Genomic DNA, 16,109 nt, shown 5'->3' with positions numbered 1-16,109 from the left:
TGTATGAGATATTTAACAGCAGGAGAATCACACGGTCCTCGTCTGACGGCTATCATTGAGGGAATTCCAGCTGGACTTCCCTTGACAGCAGAGGACATCAATGAGGATTTGAAACGTCGTCAGGGTGGATATGGCCGCGGTGGTCGTATGAAGATTGAGAGTGACCAAGTTGTCTTTACTTCGGGTGTTCGCCATGGGAAGACTACTGGGGCTCCCATTACTATGGATGTCGTCAATAAGGACCATCAGAAATGGCTGGATATCATGTCTGCGGAGGACATTGAAGACCGCCTTAAAAGCAAACGGAAAATCACCCATCCACGTCCAGGTCATGCCGACTTGGTTGGGGGCATCAAGTACCGTTTTGATGATTTGCGTAATTCCTTGGAGCGCTCATCTGCTCGTGAAACAACTATGCGGGTGGCAGTTGGCGCAGTAGCCAAACGCCTCTTGACTGAGCTGAATATGGAGATTGCCAACCATGTTGTAGTATTCGGTGGCAAGGAAATCGATGTTCCTGAAAATCTAACAGTCGCTGAGATTAAGGAACGAGTTGCCCAGTCCGAAGTTTCTATTGTTAACCAAGAAAGGGAACAGGAAATCAAGGACTATATTGACCAAATCAAGCGTGATGGAGATACCATCGGTGGGGTTGTCGAGACAGTTGTCGGAGGTGTTCCAGTTGGTCTTGGTTCCTATGTCCAATGGGACAGAAAATTGGATGCCAGACTTGCCCAAGCAGTTGTCTCTATCAATGCCTTTAAAGGGGTTGAATTTGGTCTTGGCTTTGAAGCTGGTTACCGCAAAGGTAGCCAAGTTATGGATGAGATTCTCTGGTCTAAAGAAGACGGCTATATTCGCCGTACTAACAATCTTGGCGGCTTTGAAGGTGGTATGACCAACGGGCAACCGATCGTTGTTCGTGGAGTTATGAAACCTATTCCTACTCTTTATAAGCCTCTTATGAGTGTGGATATCGAAACCCATGAACCCTATAAGGCAACTGTTGAGAGAAGTGATCCGACCGCTCTTCCAGCTGCAGGAGTGGTCATGGAAGCTGTTGTGGCAACGGTTCTGGCGCAAGAAATCCTTGAAAAATTCTCATCAGATAATCTCGAGGAACTAAAAGAAGCGGTAGCCCAACACCGAGACTATACAAAGAACTATTAAGGAGTTCCTATGGCAAAAATAGTCTATATCGCAGGTCTTGGTTTGATCGGTGCCTCGATGGCACTTGGTATCAAACGCGATCATCCAGATTATGAAATTTTAGGTTATAATCGCAGTCAAGCTTCGAGAGATATCGCCTTGAAAGAAGGCATGATTGACCGTGCAACGGATGATTTTGCTAGTTTTGCTCCTTTGGCAGATATCATTATTCTCAGTTTGCCAATCAAACAAACCATTGCTTTCATTAAGGAATTGGCCAACTTGGACTTGAAAGAAGGCGTGATTATCTCAGATGCTGGTTCGACCAAGTCAGCCATTGTGGATGCGGCGGAGCAATATTTGGCTGGCAAACCTGTTCGCTTTGTCGGGGCCCATCCCATGGCTGGTAGTCACAAGACAGGGGCTGCTTCTGCGGATGTCAATCTCTTTGAAAATGCCTATTATATCTTTACACCTTCGAGTCTGACAGGTCAGGACACGCTTGAGGAAATGAAGGATCTGCTTTCAGGTCTTCATGCTCGTTTTATCGAGATTGATGCCAAGGAGCATGATCGTGTCACTTCTCAGATTAGCCATTTTCCTCATATTCTGGCTTCTAGTCTCATGGAACAGACCGCGGTCTATGCTCAAGAACATGAGATGGCAAGGCGTTTTGCGGCCGGTGGTTTTCGAGATATGACCCGAATTGCGGAAAGCGAGCCAGGTATGTGGACCTCCATTCTCTTGTCCAATCGTGAGACTATTCTAGACCGTATTGAGGATTTTAAGGAACGTTTAGATGAGGTTGGTCAGGCTATCAGCAAGGGAAATGAGGAGCAGATTTGGAACTTTTTCAACCAAGCGCGTGAGCAACGTCAGGCCATGGAAATTCATAAGCGTGGTGGTGTGGATAGCTCTTATGACCTCTATGTTGATGTTCCCGATGAAGAAGATGTCATCCTACGGATTTTGGAACTGCTACGTGGAACTTCCTTGGTTAATATTCACATCAATGAGGAAAATCGTGAAGATATTCACGGGATCCTACAAATTTCATTTAAAAATGCTCAAGACTTGGAAAGAGCCGAGCATCTCATAACAGAAAATACCGATTATACAGTCGTTGTCAAATAAGGAGAAAAATATGCCTAAAATAGAGCCTAGATTCATATTTGGTATTATCTTTATTTCTTTTATCTTACTTAGAGCTTACGCTGTTAAAAAAGATGTGAAAACTAGTTCAGAAGCAAGTGTTGAGACAAAAAATGAACGATCCAACAAGGAAATAAGTTAAGAGAAAACCAATTCAAAGTATGTAGACGATAGAATTATTAATGGGTTTATCAATAGCTATAATCAAAATTCTAATAGTCCATGAGAAAATATCAAAAAAGGAAATATAAAAATAAAATATTTCGCATTAAGCTACGGATATTACACGTGCAAATGATACTGATAAAATCAATGTAACAATAAATCAGACAAATGAAAATAGTGAATCTGGTGTTGAAGGAATGAAAGAAGTATTTCATGATATTGTTAAATCGATTGAATCATCCTTATCTGATGATGAGATAGATAACTATTTTGATAATCTTATGTCAAATGAAATAAAAACATGTTTTAATTTAGGAACTTTGAAGATAGAGTATATACCAGATAATGAATTAATCAATGGATATTCAAGAGGTCATATAAAAGTGATTGCACAATAATAATGACTACAGAGTGACTAGTAATTTTAAAAGAAATAAATAAGGAGAAAATTATGTCAAATATTTACGATAGTGCAAATGAACTCAGTCGCGGTCTACGCGAATTACCAGAATACAAAGCTGTCAAAGCAGCTAAAGATGCGATTTCAGCAGATGCTGAGGCGAGCAAAATCTTTACAGAGTATGTTGCCTTTCAAGAGGAAATTCAAAAACTAGCCCAGACAGGGCAAATGCCAGATGCTTCCTTCCAAGCTAAAATGGAAGGCTTTGGTAAGCAGATTCAGGGGAACAGCCTCTTGTCAGAATTCTTTACCAAGCAACAACAATTAGCCATTTACCTTTCTGACATTGAAAAAATTGTTTTCGAACCAGTTTCAGAATTGCTAAAATAAGAAAATAACAATCCTAAAGTCAGGAATTTTTAAGGAATTTCTGGCTTTTTATGATAAAATAGGTAAAAGTATTGCAAGTATGAGGTCTAGTATGAAACTAAAAACAAACATTCGCCACTTACACGGCAGTATCCGAGTTCCAGGTGACAAGTCTATTAGTCATCGTTCCATTATCTTTGGAAGTTTGGCTGAGGGTGAGACCAAGGTTTATGATATATTACGTGGCGAAGACGTCCTTTCGACCATGCAGGTTTTTCGTGACCTTGGTGTTGAAATTGAGGACAAAGATGGGGTTATTACCATTCAAGGTGTAGGCATGGATGGCTTAAAAGCGCCGCAAAATGCTCTTGATATGGGAAATTCTGGAACCTCGATTCGTCTGATTTCAGGTGTCCTTGCTGGTGCAGATTTTGAAGTAGATATGTTCGGAGACGACAGTCTTTCCAAACGTCCTATGGACCGTGTGACTATTCCACTGAAAAAAATGGGCGTCAGCATTTCAGGGCAAACTGCACGAGACCTGCCTCCTTTGCGTTTGCAAGGGACGAAAAACCTAAGACCTATTCATTATGAGTTGCCAATTGCCTCTGCCCAAGTCAAGTCAGCCTTGATGTTTGCAGCCTTGCAGGCCCAGGGGGAGTCCGTTATTATCGAAAAAGAATGCACCCGTAATCATACTGAAGATATGTTGCAACAATTTGGTGGTTATTTAAGTGTGGATGGCAAGAAAATCACAGTCCAAGGGCCACAAAAATTGACAGGACAGAAGGTGGTCGTACCAAGAGATATTTCCAGTGCAGCCTTTTGGTTGGTCGCAGGTTTGATTGTTCCGAATTCTCGTCTAGTGCTGCAGAATGTGGGTATCAACGAAACGCGTACAGGTATCATCGATGTCATTCGTGCCATGGGTGGAAAATTAGAAGTTACTGAAATGGACCCAGTCGCTAAATCTGCTACCTTAACTGTTGAGTCTTCAGACCTCAAAGGAACAGAGATTGGTGGCGCTTTGATTCCACGCTTGATTGATGAATTGCCAATTATCGCTCTACTTGCGACCCAGGCCCAAGGTGTAACAGTTATCAAGGATGCTGAGGAGCTCAAGGTTAAGGAAACAGACCGTATTCAGGTTGTGGCAGACGCCTTAAATAGTATGGGAGCAGATATTACTCCGACGGCAGATGGAATGATTATCAAAGGAAAATCAGCCCTTCACGGTGCTAGAGTCAATACGTTTGGTGACCACCGTATCGGCATGATGACAGCTATCGCAGCCCTCTTGGTTGCAGATGGAGAAGTGGAACTTGATCGTGCTGAAGCTATCAATACCAGCTATCCTAGCTTCTTTGATGATTTGGAGAGCTTGATTCATGGCTAAGGTATTACTCGGATTTATGGGGGCTGGCAAATCGACTATTGCAAGAGGCTTGGACCCTAATTACCTTGATATGGATGCTCTGATTGAGAAACGCCTAGGTATGTCCATTGCGAATTTTTTCGCTGAAAAGGGAGAAGCGGCCTTTCGTCAGGTAGAATCAGAAGTCCTAGCTGATTTACTACAAACAGACCAAGTCGTGTCAACTGGAGGAGGAGTGGTTATTTCTCAGCGAAATCGTGACTTACTCAAGACTAATACAGATAACATCTACCTGAAAGCTGATTTTGAAACCCTCTACCACCGTATCGCAGCTGATAAGGACAATCAGCGACCGCTTTTTCTAAATAATAGCAAGGAAGAATTATCAGCTATTTTCCAAGAACGACAGGCTTGGTATGAGGAAGTAGCCAGTCGGGTTTTGGATGTGACCAAGCTAAGTCCAGAGGAAATTATAGAGGAACTGAGATGAAAATTGCTTATCTAGGTCCCAAGGGATCATTTTCACACCACGTTGTGCAGACAGCTTTTCCTCAGGAGGAACTGCAGGCCTTTGCCAATATTACAGATGTCATCAAGGCCTATGAGCAAGGCTTGGTGGACTATTCTGTGGTGCCAGTTGAAAATTCTATCGAGGGTAGTGTTCATGAAACCTTGGACTACCTTTTTCATCAGGCTCGCATTCAAGCAGTTGCAGAAATTGTTCAGCCTATTCATCAGCAGTTGATGGTGCTTCCAGGTCATACTAAGATTGAAAAGATTTTTTCTCATCCACAGGCCTTGGCTCAAGGAAAGAAATTCATCGATGAACAGTATCCAGAGGCTCAAATCGAGGTGACAGCTAGTACAGCTTATGCGGCCCGTTTTATTTCCGAACATCCAGACCAGCCTTATGCAGCCATTGCACCTAGAAGTTCTGCTGAAGAATATGGCTTGGAACTGATTGCCGAGGATATTCAGGAAATGGAAGCCAATTTCACACGTTTCTGGGTTTTAGGAGCTGAAAAGCCTAGTATTCCATTGAAAGCACAAACTGAGAAAATGAGTTTGGCCTTGACCTTACCGGACAACCTTCCAGGTGCGCTTTATAAGGCCCTGTCGACCTTTGCTTGGAGAGGAATTGACCTGACAAAAATTGAAAGTCGTCCACTCAAGACAGCACTGGGCGAATACTTTTTCATTATTGATGTGGATTATGCCGATAAGAATCTGGTCCACTTTGCCCAAAAAGAATTAGAAGCGATTGGAATCCAGTATAAAGTACTGGGCGCCTATCCTATTTATCCAATATCAGACCACGGAAAGGAGAGAAGATGAGTAAAGAAAATCCCTTAAGTCATCATGAGCAGTTACGTTATGACTATCTCTTTAAGAACATTCATTATCTCAATGAGCGAGAGAAAAAAGAGTTTGCTTACTTGCAAGGTAAGTTAAATATGGCTAGTGGTAGTGAAGCTTCACCAGAAATTTATAATGAAAATCACGATATGGAAGAGTCTTTCATGGAACCAATCAATCAGTCTCCTCTTCCATCCTATGGTAACCGTAGTCGTGCAAAAAAATACCAGAAAAGCCATTCTCTTCCAAAGGTTAAGTCCAAGAAACGTAAGATTCGTTGGGGGCGCATTTTTGCAGGATTGCTTGCTCTTCTAGCCTGTGTTGGTTTTGGTATGATTTTTATGTTCCTAAAAGGTTATTCAAATGCGGATCCAACCAAACCTGCCAATGCTAAGGCAGCTCAAGTAGAAGTTTTTCATGGTCAAGATACCAAGGATGGGGTCAATATTTTGATTATGGGGACGGATGGACGGATTGGCCAAAACAGTGCTGAGACGAGAACGGACTCGATTATGGTTCTAAACGTTGGCGGCTCAGATAAGAAAATTAAGCTGGCCAGCTTCATGCGTGACAATTTGGTTTATATAGACGGATACAGTCAAGTTATTAATGGTAGAAAGCAGTCCGATAATAAGTTGAATGTGGCCTATGAACTAGGGGAACAAGAGGGGCAAAAAGGGGCTGAAATGGTCCGGAAAGTCCTAAAAGACAATTTTGACTTGGACATTAAATATTACGCTTTGGTAGATTTCCAGGCCTTCGCAACCGCTATTGACACTCTATTTCCTGATGGTGTGACAATTGATGCCAAATTCTCAACCTTAGAAGGTCAACCTTTAACCGAAGCTACAGTCGGAGATGATTTACATGCTACGGAGACAGAGTCTCCAACCCAGACGATTAAAGTCGGAAAACAGCAGATGAACGGTTCAACATTGCTCAATTATGCACGCTTCCGTGATGATGACGAAGGTGATTATGGTCGTACCAAGAGACAACAGCAAGTGTTGACAGCTGTTCTGCAACAACTCAAGGATCCAACTAAACTCTTTACTGGATCAGAAGCACTTGGTAAGGTCTTTGGGATGACCTCTACGAATGTTCCTTATAGTTTCCTACTGACCAATGGTTTATCCTTCCTAGATGGAGCGCAAAATGGCATTGAGAGATTAACAGTTCCAGAACTAGGTGATTGGGTCGATGCCTATGATGTCTATGGAGGTTTAGCTCTCCAAGTCGATCAAAATAAATATCAAACCAAGCTTGCTCAAATGGGAATGAGATAAGATAGAAAAATCAAAGTTTGAAGGCTATGTATCTAGCAGTCAGGCTTTGATTTTTTACAGTCTGCAATAGATTTTCATCCCTTATTTGTGGTATAATGGAACGATACGATAGAAAGAATAATGAACAATATGACTGATTTAAAAGCAATTCAGGCTCGAAGTCTGGAGATGGCTGAATATTTTGTGGCTTTTTGCAAGGAACATGATTTGCTTTGTTATCTCTGTGGAGGAGGTGCTATTGGCGCCCTTCGAAACAAGGGGTTTATTCCTTGGGACGACGACCTAGACTTTTTTATGCCCCGTAAGGATTATGAAAAATTGGCAGAATTATGGCCTCGTTATGCAGATGAACGTTATTTCTTGTCAAAGAGTAACAAGGATTTTGTCGACCGCAATCTTTTTATTACCATTCGTGATAAGGAAACGACCTGTATCAAACCTTATCAGCAGGATTTAGAATTGCCACATGGTCTGGCCTTGGATGTTTTGCCTTTGGATTATTATCCTAAAAATCCAGCTGAGCGTAAAAAACAGGTTCGTTGGGCCTTGATTTATTCTCTTTTTTGTGCGCAAACTATTCCAGAAAAACATGGTGCAGTCATGAAATGGGGAAGTCGTATTTTACTGGGGGTGACTCCCAAATCTCTCCGCTATCATATTTGGAAAAAAGCTGAAAAAGAAATGACCAAGTACAGTCTGGCTGAGAGCGATGGAATCACGGAGTTATGCTCAGGGCCTGGCTACATGAGAAATAAGTACCCAATCGCATCTTTTGAAGATAATCTTTTCTTGCCATTTGAAGAGACAGAGATGCCCATTCCAGTTGGCTACGATGCCTATCTCAGCACTGCTTTTGGTGATTATATGACACCTCCACCAGCAGATAAGCAGGTGCCGCATCATGATGCGATTATAGCAGACATGGATAAGAGTTATAGAGAGTACAAGGGAGAATATGGAGCATGATGGGAGAAAAAATAAGCGTTATCGTTCCAGTCTACAATGTAGAAGCCTATTTGGAACGATGTGTGGAGTCAATTCTTCATCAGACTTATACCAATTTTGAACTAATCCTAATAAATGATGGGTCTACTGATTCTAGTGGACAAATCTGTGACCATTTAGCAAATCAGTATGAAAATATCAAGGTTTACCATATAGAAAATGCTGGTGTTTCAAATGCTAGAAATATGGGAATTCAGCTAGCGACGGGTTCTTGGGTTACCTTTATTGATAGCGATGATTTTGTTACCCAAGATTACCTAGCTACTTTAGCAAGTGCAGTTGAAGGGTTGAATGTAGGCTTTGTAATTGCTCCTCTACACCATATCAAAAATGGCATTGTAACAGACCTACCTCCACATTCTGGAAAAACAGAACTCTGGTCAACAGAAGAAACCATGAAGGAACTACTGATGACTAGCAGAACGTCATTTTTTCCAGTCGCAAAATTATTTAAGAGAGACCTGTTGACAGATGAAAAATTTAATACAGACTACCATCTAGCAGAAGATGCCTTATTTTTAACGGAATTGTTACTAAAGACAAGATGTAGTAGTGTATTCATTGATAAACCAATTTATTATTATGATCATCGTGAGGGAAGTGCGACAACATCTGTTAATCGGTATGTATTTGATACGATAGAAGTTTATAAGAACATCATTACTCAAGTATCACAAGTATTTCCTAATTTAAAGTATGAATTAAAAAATAGAGAATGTTGGTCATATATCACAGTTTACGATAAAATTATCTTTACTTCATCTGAACAGTATCAAAAGGAGAAAGTCGACCTAAGGGCTTGGATTATTCAGCATCGACGCGAAATATGGAAGGATGCTTATTTCACTAGATTTCGTAAGATAGCTGTCCTGTTACTTGTCTTTTCTCCATGGATATATAAAAAAATTATTGGATTCAGAAACTAATATTATGAGAAGGAGTTGAAAATGAATTTTTCAAAAATGGATGAATACTTTGAAAAATCAAAACTATGGATTGCATATCTCTTTGTTTTCATTTCGATTTTAAGTATGAGTTCACTGGTTTATAAGATAGCAAATCCCCTTTATAAAGTATTGTCAGCGATTGTAGTGTTTTATATTTGCTATACCTTATTGTTTAAGTGGAAAAAAATCACAGTAGATCGTAAATTTCTATCCTTATTTGGACTCTTAGCTGGAAGTCATCTCTTATCAGCTATTTTCAATCGCTCTGGACATTTGATTGGAAATGTGATTGAGATCCTCTTCATGGTAACCTATGTTTTATTATTTACCATGTTACAATCAGGGAAACTTAAAAAATTATTTGACTGGATTGCCTATACGGTTCAAATTGTATCTTTTTCTTCAGCAATTTTTGCGTTTGGTTTATTGATAAGTAGAGTCCTTATCCTATTTAAGATTGGCGAACAATCTTATTACTATGGTGTTATGAATGGACGTCTGTGGGGGATTGTTAATCCAAATGCTAGTGCGATATTTTCATACATTAGCATTATTTTGGCTATGTATTTGATTCATAAAGGAAGTAAATATTCTGTCTATCTTAAACTGAATAATGTGATTCAATTAGTTTACTTCGCAACCATGCAAAGTAGAGGAGCTTTATTATCTTTAGTGTTAATGATTGGGTTTTATAGTTTCTTTATTAACGGGGGCAAGTTAGCTAAGCGATTTCTAATCTTTATTGTTTCTGCTTTACTTGTTTCTGCTGCTAACATCGGATTGAGTTATGTAACCTCTATTTACATATCCTCGGGGAAAGCGACTGTATTAGACTTAAATAAAGGACAATCTTATGCAGAAACGGATTCTTCAGTTATAAAAAAAACAGGTGAACTTCATCTAATAGAAACAACACCTAGTGGTAGAACTTATATTTGGAAAAATGCTATCAAAATGGGAAGCGAGAAACCAATTTTTGGTTATGGTGTACGGAATGTTCCAGATTATTACACAAAATATTTCAGTAAATTTGAGATTCAAAATTCTCTCATTGGTGGAAACTTCCATAACATTTTGGTAACGATATTTGTTAGTTCTGGAATTTTAGGTTTAGTATCCTTTCTACTTCTACTAGGATATATAATTAAGCGCTTTTTGACTTATTTGATTGTTTCTAAAAAGAACTCTGAAAAGTTGATTATGATTCTTTTCTTTGGCATCTTGTTCGGTCAATTATTTGAAAGTCAGATTATGTACTCAACTAACTTTATTAATATTATCTTTTGGTTGATTATTGGTTATGGATTAGTTGTTTGCAAACGTGATGAAGGTATTCGTTATCAGGAAGTAACTGATATTAGAGAGATTCAACAGATGGAACTAGGAATCATGGAATACATTCATGAAACTTGTCAGAAAATTGGTGTCAAATATTTCCTAGCTTATGGCAGTCTTATCGGTGCGGTTCGTCATAAAGGTTTTATTCCTTGGGATGATGACATGGATATCTGTATGTTACGAGAAGATTATGAAAAGTTGCAAGACTATCTTATTGCTAACCCTGATGAACGTTACGAAGTGATGTCTTATAAAAATAATCTCAACTATGTCTATCCCTTCATGAAAGTGCAGGATAACCATACCTACTTGCTAGAAGAAGATGTTCGTATTGATTCAAATATGGGGATTTATGTAGATATTTTCCCTGTAGATGGCTACGAGAATGATGCAAATTTCAAGAACAAGATGACAAAGCTGATAAAGAAACGTCAATTGAGTTGCTATACATTTAAAGGTATCACCAATACGAAAAGTGTTCTGAATTCACTGATACGCTATATTTCAGTTATTATTTTTTATTTCACAAATACAAATAAATACGTTGCACAAATTGAAGAACTTGCTAAATCACGTAAAGTGTCAGATTATGAGGAAGTGGATTATCTTATCTACAAGGATATGAACAAACCAGTGTGGAGACGCGAATGGCTAGAACAAGTTACTACTGGAACATTTGAAGGTAAGGAATTTATGATTCCAAAAAATTATCATGAAATTCTGACCTCGGACTACGGAGACTACATGCAACTACCACCAGTTGAGCTAAGGTTCTCTCATCATGATTTTCAATTGTGGAAAATTATTAAGGTATCTCAGTGATGTTATTGAAATGAAGAAGCCATTAACTCGATGTAAAAAGATTAGGAGTGAATAATAGATGTCAGAGAAAATTTTGACTCTTGAAGAAATTAAACAAATTGAATTAGATATTTTAAACTATTTGCATGAATTGTGTGAGGAGCATGAAATCAAGTATTTTATTGATTTTGGAACCTTGCTAGGAGCTGTACGCCATAAAGGTTTTATTCCTTGGGATGATGATACCGATATTTCTTTGGCTCGAGATGAATTTGAAAAACTCTATGAGATATTAAAGAATGAAAAACATCCCTACTACAGATTAATTTCATATAGAGAAACAAAAGGCTACCCTTATACATATATGAGAGTTTATGATGTGAGGACAAGAAGAGATGCTAATCTTTTAGATAAGTCGGTTATTCTAGGTACTTGTGTTGACATTTTCCCATACGATGGGGTTGTTACAGATGAACGTGATAGAAAAAAAATGAGACTTTATAAACAATTTATTCGACTTTCGTCTCTGAATTTTAAAGGAGTCAAAATAGATAATGGAGGTGTCAAAAATTTACCACGTTATTTTGCATCTGCAATTTTCAGATTGACTTCTCCACAGAAATGGAATGAAAAATTGGAGAAGTTAGCTTTGCAATATGATGTTGAGCAGGCTACAGATCTTGCATGTACTACCTATGACTCTTACTATCCAAGTGGAATTAAGAAAGAGTGGCTATATGATACAATTGAAATGCCATATGAGAATATTCTTGTGAAGGTTCCTAGAAAATTCCATGAGATTTTGGTTTACGAGTTTGGTGAAGACTATATGACTCCTCCATCTATTGAAAATCAAAATCCAGGAACTGATAAAAATTACTGGATTGATTAATTTATGAGCAAGTTGCTTTGATTTGATAATTCGATAAAATAAATAACCTACCTATCTACTGGAATATTCCTTGTTTTAGATAGGTAGGTGATTTTTTTAATTTCTTTTAATCTTAGCAAGAGCAAGATTGAGTGCATAATGGAATGTTTTATCTTTTGTGATAAAAAGTATCAAGAGATAGTAGATTCCACAGGTTGCAACAGTCGAGAGAACCATGAGTATCATATTGAGGTTGACTACATAAGAGTTGATTTGGAAAAGGAATTTAAACGCAAAATAGATCGGAATGAATCCGAGCGATACAATAGTATAGCGTGTTAAAGTAGTAAAAATTTCTTTTAAGTCAAGCAGATGATGTTTCTTGATAAAGTAAATTTCCAGTAGAACAACTACAGTTTCTGCAATAATAGTAGTAGCAATGTAGTACTCTGGTGCAAAAATATTATTGAAATACAAGAGACTGTTGAGTAGGATATTAGCTCCACCACCAATAAAGTAAAAGGCTGTTAAACGATTTTCGTGGTCGTTGATAAAGATAATTTGTTTACCAAGGATTAACTCAATGGCCCAAATGATAGTACGAAAGGCGAAGACACTAGTCACAATACCAGCTTCAAGGTATTTTTCAGAAGAGTAGATGACTGCAGCATAGTTTCCTAATACCATAATCCCAATACTGGTTGGAATGATAAGGAAATAAAAGAGGGCGGCTCCTTGGTTTAGAAGATTTTTATAAGATTCGTAGTCTTTCTTACCGAGATAGTAGCCGAGACGTGGAATACTAACGTTGATAGCTCCGCTCAGGACACTGGCAATCAACATAACGATGCTAGAAGCAATGGTGTAATAAGAAATGTAGTTTTCATCAGGTCCTTTGGTAATAAACATTCTATCAAGTAAGGTGTAGAGCATATTGGCATTAGCTAGAAGCAACATGGTCAAGAGTGGTTTAGATGCTTTGACTAATTCGACAAGACCAATCTTAACAAAGGAAACTTCTCTCTTGATCCAGAGAAAACTGAGTAGATAGTTGAGAATTGTCGTTGCACTCATGATGATTGCATAAGGTACGATATCGTCTGGAGTTTTTACAAAGGTGAAGATAGCGACCAACATGGCAATACGAATAACTAATGTTTTGTAGAGGATGAAAGAATAATTTTCATAAGCCTCGTTCATCCACTCGATATAAAGGAATTGGAAGAGAGCCTGGACACCAAGTATGTAGTAGAGTTCTTTCAAATTTTCAATACTATTATCTAGGTAAATAAACAAAAAGTAGATACTTGTTGTAAGGACAGAAGTAATTACAGATATATAGAATAACTTGGAGAAGACATAATTAATCTTATCTTTATCGTCTTTAACCTTACTGATAGCACGAATCCCATAGTTGTATATTCCAAAGGCGGCTAAAGGAATGACAAAGCTAGCCCAGGTATTTGCGGTATTGAAATAACCGTAGTTGGATTTGCTGAGAATCCGCGTCAGATAAGGATTGGTTATCAGCGGAAAAACGATATTGAGAACATTGACTAGCAAGCTAGCCAGTGCATTAACTTTTATATTTTTCATTGTACTTTCTTTCTTGTATTGTAAAATGGTCTCTAGTATTATATCACATTCTTGCTTCATTCTTTTGATAAAATCGTAAAAATCTAGTATAATAGATAGAACTGAAAGTATGAGGTTACTAGCAATGAAAATGAAACAAATCAGTGATACAACTTTGAAAATCACGATGTCTTTAGAGGATTTGATGGATCGAGGAATGGAGATTGCTGACTTTCTTGTTCCTCAAGAAAAAACAGAAGAGTTCTTTTATGCCATCTTGGATGAGTTAGAGATGCCTGAGAGCTTTTTGGATACAGGTATGTTGAGCTTCCGTGTGACTCCAAAACCTGATAAGGTTGATGTTTTTGTAACCAAATCAAAGATGGACCAAAATCTAGATTTTGAAGACTTATCGGATTTACCAGATATGGAAGAATTGGCTCAAATGTCGCCAGATGAATTTATCAAAACCTTGGAAAAAAGCATCGCAGATAAAACTAAGGATGATATTGAAGCGATTCAATCTCTAGAGCAAGTCGAAGCCAAGGAAGAAGAGCAGGAGCAGGATCAACAAGAAGTTGAGAACAAGAAAGAGCCTTATATCTACTATATCCTTTCTTTTGCTAAGTTGGCTGACTTGGTAGCTTTTGCCCAGACAGTGACTTTTGACATGGAAACTTCTGAACTCTATAAGATGAATGAGCGCTATTATTTGACTATTTTAGTGGATATTGAAAATCATCCAAGTCCATATCCAGCTTGGCTGTTGGCCCGTATGCGCGAGTTTGCAGATGATAGTGACATCAGTCGTTCAGTCTTGCAAGAGTATGGTCAAGTCTTGATGAATCATGATGCAGTGCTTAATTTGCAAAAGATTGGTTCATAATTTTTAAAATCAATTTTCATCTATCAAGAAAGACGAATCATGGGATTCGTTTTTTCTTTTTTAGACTGAAATAGTGATTTACTATAATAGGAATTTTCACAAAATTCTGTTATAATGGCTATATTAGAAAATTTCGAGGAGACAAACATGACAGTTAAAATTGCTTTACTAGGATTTGGTACCGTTGCAAGTGGTGTGCCTTTCCTCCTAAAGGAAAATGGAGAAAAAATCAATCAATCAGCACATTCAGAGATTGAAGTTGCCAAGGTATTGGTCAAGGATGAAGATGAAAAGAATCGCTTGCTTGCAGCAGGGAATGACTTTAACTTTGTAACCAATGTGGATGACATTTTATCAGACCAAGATATTACCATCGTAGTGGAATTGATGGGACGTATCGAACCTGCTAAAACTTTTATCACTCGTGCCTTGGAAGCTGGAAAGCATGTTGTGACTGCTAACAAGGACCTTTTGGCTGTCCATGGTGCAGAATTGTTAGAAATCGCTAAAGCTAACAAGGTAGCACTTTACTATGAGGCAGCAGTAGCTGGTGGGATTCCAATTCTTCGTACTTTGGCAAATTCCTTGGCTTCTGATAAAATTACGCGTGTGCTTGGAGTAGTCAACGGAACGTCCAACTTCATGATGACCAAGATGGTCGAAGAAGGCTGGTCTTACGATGATGCTCTTGCGGAAGCACAAAGACTAGGATTTGCAGAAAGTGACCCTACAAATGACGTAGATGGGATTGATGCAGCCTACAAGATGGTGATTTTGAGCCAATTTGCCTTTGGCATGAAGGTTGCCTTTGACGATGTGGCTCACAAGGGAATTCGTAACATCACACCAGAAGATGTAGCTGTAGCTCAAGAGCTTGGTTATGTAGTGAAATTGGTTGGTTCTATCGAGGAAACTCCTTCAGGAATTGCTGCAGAAGTAACTCCAACTTTCCTTCCTAAAGCGCATCCACTTGCCAGTGTGAATGGCGTAATGAACGCTGTCTTTGTAGAATCTATCGGTATTGGTGAGTCTATGTACTACGGACCAGGTGCTGGTCAAAAACCAACTGCAACAAGTGTTGTAGCTGATATTGTTCGTATCGTTCGTCGCCTGAATGATGGAACCATCGGTAAAGACTTCAACGAATACAGCCGTGACTTGGTCTTGGCAAATCCTGAGGATGTTAAAGCAAACTACTACTTCTCAATCTTGGCACCAGACTCAAAAGGTCAGGTCTTGAAGTTGGCTGAAATTTTTAATGCTCAAGATATTTCCTTCAAGCAAATCCTCCAAGACGGAAAAGAGGGTGACAAGGCGCGTGTCGTTATCATTACACACAAGATTAATAAATCTCAACTTGAAAATGTCTCAGCTGAATTGAAGAAGGTTTCAGAATTCGACCTCTTGAATACCTTCAAGGTGCTAGGAGAATAA

General features: G+C 38.8%; 16 protein-coding genes. 15 read left to right on the top strand and 1 reads right to left on the bottom strand.

Annotated elements, in window-relative coordinates:
• Positions 1 to 3: 3 nt before the first annotated feature.
• The 13 genes from aroC to QM843_RS00840 all read left to right on the top strand — a co-directional run bounded on the left by aroC (position 4) and on the right by QM843_RS00840 (position 12,235).
• Positions 4 to 1,170 carry a chorismate synthase gene (aroC, locus tag QM843_RS00900; protein WP_023946354.1) on the top strand — a complete coding sequence of 389 codons (1,167 nt, stop codon included), beginning with the start codon at positions 4 to 6 and terminating at the stop codon, positions 1,168 to 1,170.
• A 9-nt stretch (positions 1,171 to 1,179) separates the two neighbouring features.
• Positions 1,180 to 2,283, top strand: a complete 1,104-nt coding sequence (locus QM843_RS00895) for a prephenate dehydrogenase (RefSeq protein WP_414304291.1) — start codon at positions 1,180 to 1,182, stop codon at positions 2,281 to 2,283.
• Between the two features lie 10 nt (positions 2,284 to 2,293).
• Complete coding sequence (locus QM843_RS00890) at positions 2,294 to 2,443, top strand: hypothetical protein (protein WP_261031644.1); 150 nt, start codon at positions 2,294 to 2,296, stop codon at positions 2,441 to 2,443.
• A gap of 220 nt (positions 2,444 to 2,663) precedes the next feature.
• Positions 2,664 to 2,864 carry a hypothetical protein gene (locus QM843_RS00885; protein ID WP_261031642.1) on the top strand — a complete coding sequence of 67 codons (201 nt, stop codon included), beginning with the start codon at positions 2,664 to 2,666 and terminating at the stop codon, positions 2,862 to 2,864.
• Positions 2,865 to 2,917: 53 nt separating this feature from the next.
• Positions 2,918 to 3,256: a YlbF/YmcA family competence regulator gene (locus QM843_RS00880; protein WP_000065978.1), complete on the top strand. Its 339-nt coding sequence runs from the start codon at positions 2,918 to 2,920 to the stop codon at positions 3,254 to 3,256.
• A gap of 91 nt (positions 3,257 to 3,347) precedes the next feature.
• Positions 3,348 to 4,631 (top strand): 3-phosphoshikimate 1-carboxyvinyltransferase, encoded by a 1,284-nt coding sequence (gene aroA, locus QM843_RS00875; RefSeq protein WP_414304290.1) that lies wholly within the window; start codon positions 3,348 to 3,350, stop codon positions 4,629 to 4,631.
• Positions 4,624 to 5,100 carry a shikimate kinase gene (locus QM843_RS00870; RefSeq protein ID WP_414304289.1) on the top strand — a complete coding sequence of 159 codons (477 nt, stop codon included), beginning with the start codon at positions 4,624 to 4,626 and terminating at the stop codon, positions 5,098 to 5,100. Before aroA ends, QM843_RS00870 begins: the two co-directional genes overlap by 8 nt.
• Complete coding sequence (gene pheA / locus QM843_RS00865) at positions 5,097 to 5,945, top strand: prephenate dehydratase (RefSeq protein WP_414304288.1); 849 nt, start codon at positions 5,097 to 5,099, stop codon at positions 5,943 to 5,945. Before QM843_RS00870 ends, pheA begins: the two co-directional genes overlap by 4 nt.
• The gene (locus QM843_RS00860) at positions 5,942 to 7,252 is read left to right on the top strand and encodes an LCP family protein (RefSeq protein WP_414304287.1); all 1,311 of its coding nucleotides are present in this window, start codon (positions 5,942 to 5,944) and stop codon (positions 7,250 to 7,252) included. Before pheA ends, QM843_RS00860 begins: the two co-directional genes overlap by 4 nt.
• Positions 7,253 to 7,372: 120 nt before the next feature.
• Positions 7,373 to 8,218: a LicD family protein gene (locus QM843_RS00855; RefSeq protein ID WP_414304286.1), complete on the top strand. Its 846-nt coding sequence runs from the start codon at positions 7,373 to 7,375 to the stop codon at positions 8,216 to 8,218.
• Positions 8,215 to 9,183, top strand: a complete 969-nt coding sequence (locus tag QM843_RS00850) for a glycosyltransferase family 2 protein (protein ID WP_414304285.1) — start codon at positions 8,215 to 8,217, stop codon at positions 9,181 to 9,183. Before QM843_RS00855 ends, QM843_RS00850 begins: the two co-directional genes overlap by 4 nt.
• A gap of 21 nt (positions 9,184 to 9,204) precedes the next feature.
• Positions 9,205 to 11,364, top strand: a complete 2,160-nt coding sequence (locus tag QM843_RS00845; protein WP_414304284.1) for a LicD family protein — start codon at positions 9,205 to 9,207, stop codon at positions 11,362 to 11,364.
• A gap of 58 nt (positions 11,365 to 11,422) precedes the next feature.
• Complete coding sequence (locus tag QM843_RS00840; RefSeq protein ID WP_414304283.1) at positions 11,423 to 12,235, top strand: LicD family protein; 813 nt, start codon at positions 11,423 to 11,425, stop codon at positions 12,233 to 12,235.
• A gap of 96 nt (positions 12,236 to 12,331) precedes the next feature.
• On the opposite strand, the gene QM843_RS00835 is transcribed toward QM843_RS00840, so the two are convergent.
• Positions 12,332 to 13,810 (bottom strand): oligosaccharide flippase family protein, encoded by a 1,479-nt coding sequence (locus tag QM843_RS00835; protein ID WP_414304282.1) that lies wholly within the window; start codon positions 13,808 to 13,810, stop codon positions 12,332 to 12,334.
• Between the two features lie 124 nt (positions 13,811 to 13,934).
• Here QM843_RS00835 and mecA point away from each other — a divergent pair, with 124 nt between their 5' ends.
• Together mecA and QM843_RS00825 are read left to right on the top strand one after the other, a co-directional pair.
• Entirely contained in the window at positions 13,935 to 14,675 is a 741-nt protein-coding gene (gene mecA / locus QM843_RS00830) for an adaptor protein MecA (RefSeq protein ID WP_414304322.1), read from the top strand.
• Between the two features lie 147 nt (positions 14,676 to 14,822).
• Positions 14,823 to 16,109 carry a homoserine dehydrogenase gene (locus QM843_RS00825; RefSeq protein ID WP_414304281.1) on the top strand — a complete coding sequence of 429 codons (1,287 nt, stop codon included), beginning with the start codon at positions 14,823 to 14,825 and terminating at the stop codon, positions 16,107 to 16,109.

Source organism: Streptococcus mitis (assembly GCF_047463435.1).
GTDB lineage: Bacteria > Bacillota > Bacilli > Lactobacillales > Streptococcaceae > Streptococcus > Streptococcus mitis_DS.
This window is presented reverse-complemented; position numbering and strand designations above follow the sequence as displayed.

Coding starts and splice junctions, on each gene's coding strand:
- QM843_RS00860 (WP_414304287.1), top strand. CDS start 5,942: ATGAGTAAAGAAAATCCCTTAAGTCATCATGAGCAGTTACGTTATGAC.
- QM843_RS00840 (WP_414304283.1), top strand. CDS start 11,423: ATGTCAGAGAAAATTTTGACTCTTGAAGAAATTAAACAAATTGAATTA.
- QM843_RS00880 (WP_000065978.1), top strand. CDS start 2,918: ATGTCAAATATTTACGATAGTGCAAATGAACTCAGTCGCGGTCTACGC.
- QM843_RS00845 (WP_414304284.1), top strand. CDS start 9,205: ATGAATTTTTCAAAAATGGATGAATACTTTGAAAAATCAAAACTATGG.
- QM843_RS00855 (WP_414304286.1), top strand. CDS start 7,373: ATGAACAATATGACTGATTTAAAAGCAATTCAGGCTCGAAGTCTGGAG.
- QM843_RS00895 (WP_414304291.1), top strand. CDS start 1,180: ATGGCAAAAATAGTCTATATCGCAGGTCTTGGTTTGATCGGTGCCTCG.
- QM843_RS00890 (WP_261031644.1), top strand. CDS start 2,294: ATGCCTAAAATAGAGCCTAGATTCATATTTGGTATTATCTTTATTTCT.
- QM843_RS00885 (WP_261031642.1), top strand. CDS start 2,664: ATGAAAGAAGTATTTCATGATATTGTTAAATCGATTGAATCATCCTTA.
- aroC (WP_023946354.1), top strand. CDS start 4: ATGAGATATTTAACAGCAGGAGAATCACACGGTCCTCGTCTGACGGCT.
- QM843_RS00825 (WP_414304281.1), top strand. CDS start 14,823: ATGACAGTTAAAATTGCTTTACTAGGATTTGGTACCGTTGCAAGTGGT.
- aroA (WP_414304290.1), top strand. CDS start 3,348: ATGAAACTAAAAACAAACATTCGCCACTTACACGGCAGTATCCGAGTT.
- QM843_RS00870 (WP_414304289.1), top strand. CDS start 4,624: ATGGCTAAGGTATTACTCGGATTTATGGGGGCTGGCAAATCGACTATT.
- pheA (WP_414304288.1), top strand. CDS start 5,097: ATGAAAATTGCTTATCTAGGTCCCAAGGGATCATTTTCACACCACGTT.
- QM843_RS00835 (WP_414304282.1), bottom strand. CDS start 13,810: ATGAAAAATATAAAAGTTAATGCACTGGCTAGCTTGCTAGTCAATGTT.
- QM843_RS00850 (WP_414304285.1), top strand. CDS start 8,215: ATGATGGGAGAAAAAATAAGCGTTATCGTTCCAGTCTACAATGTAGAA.
- mecA (WP_414304322.1), top strand. CDS start 13,935: ATGAAAATGAAACAAATCAGTGATACAACTTTGAAAATCACGATGTCT.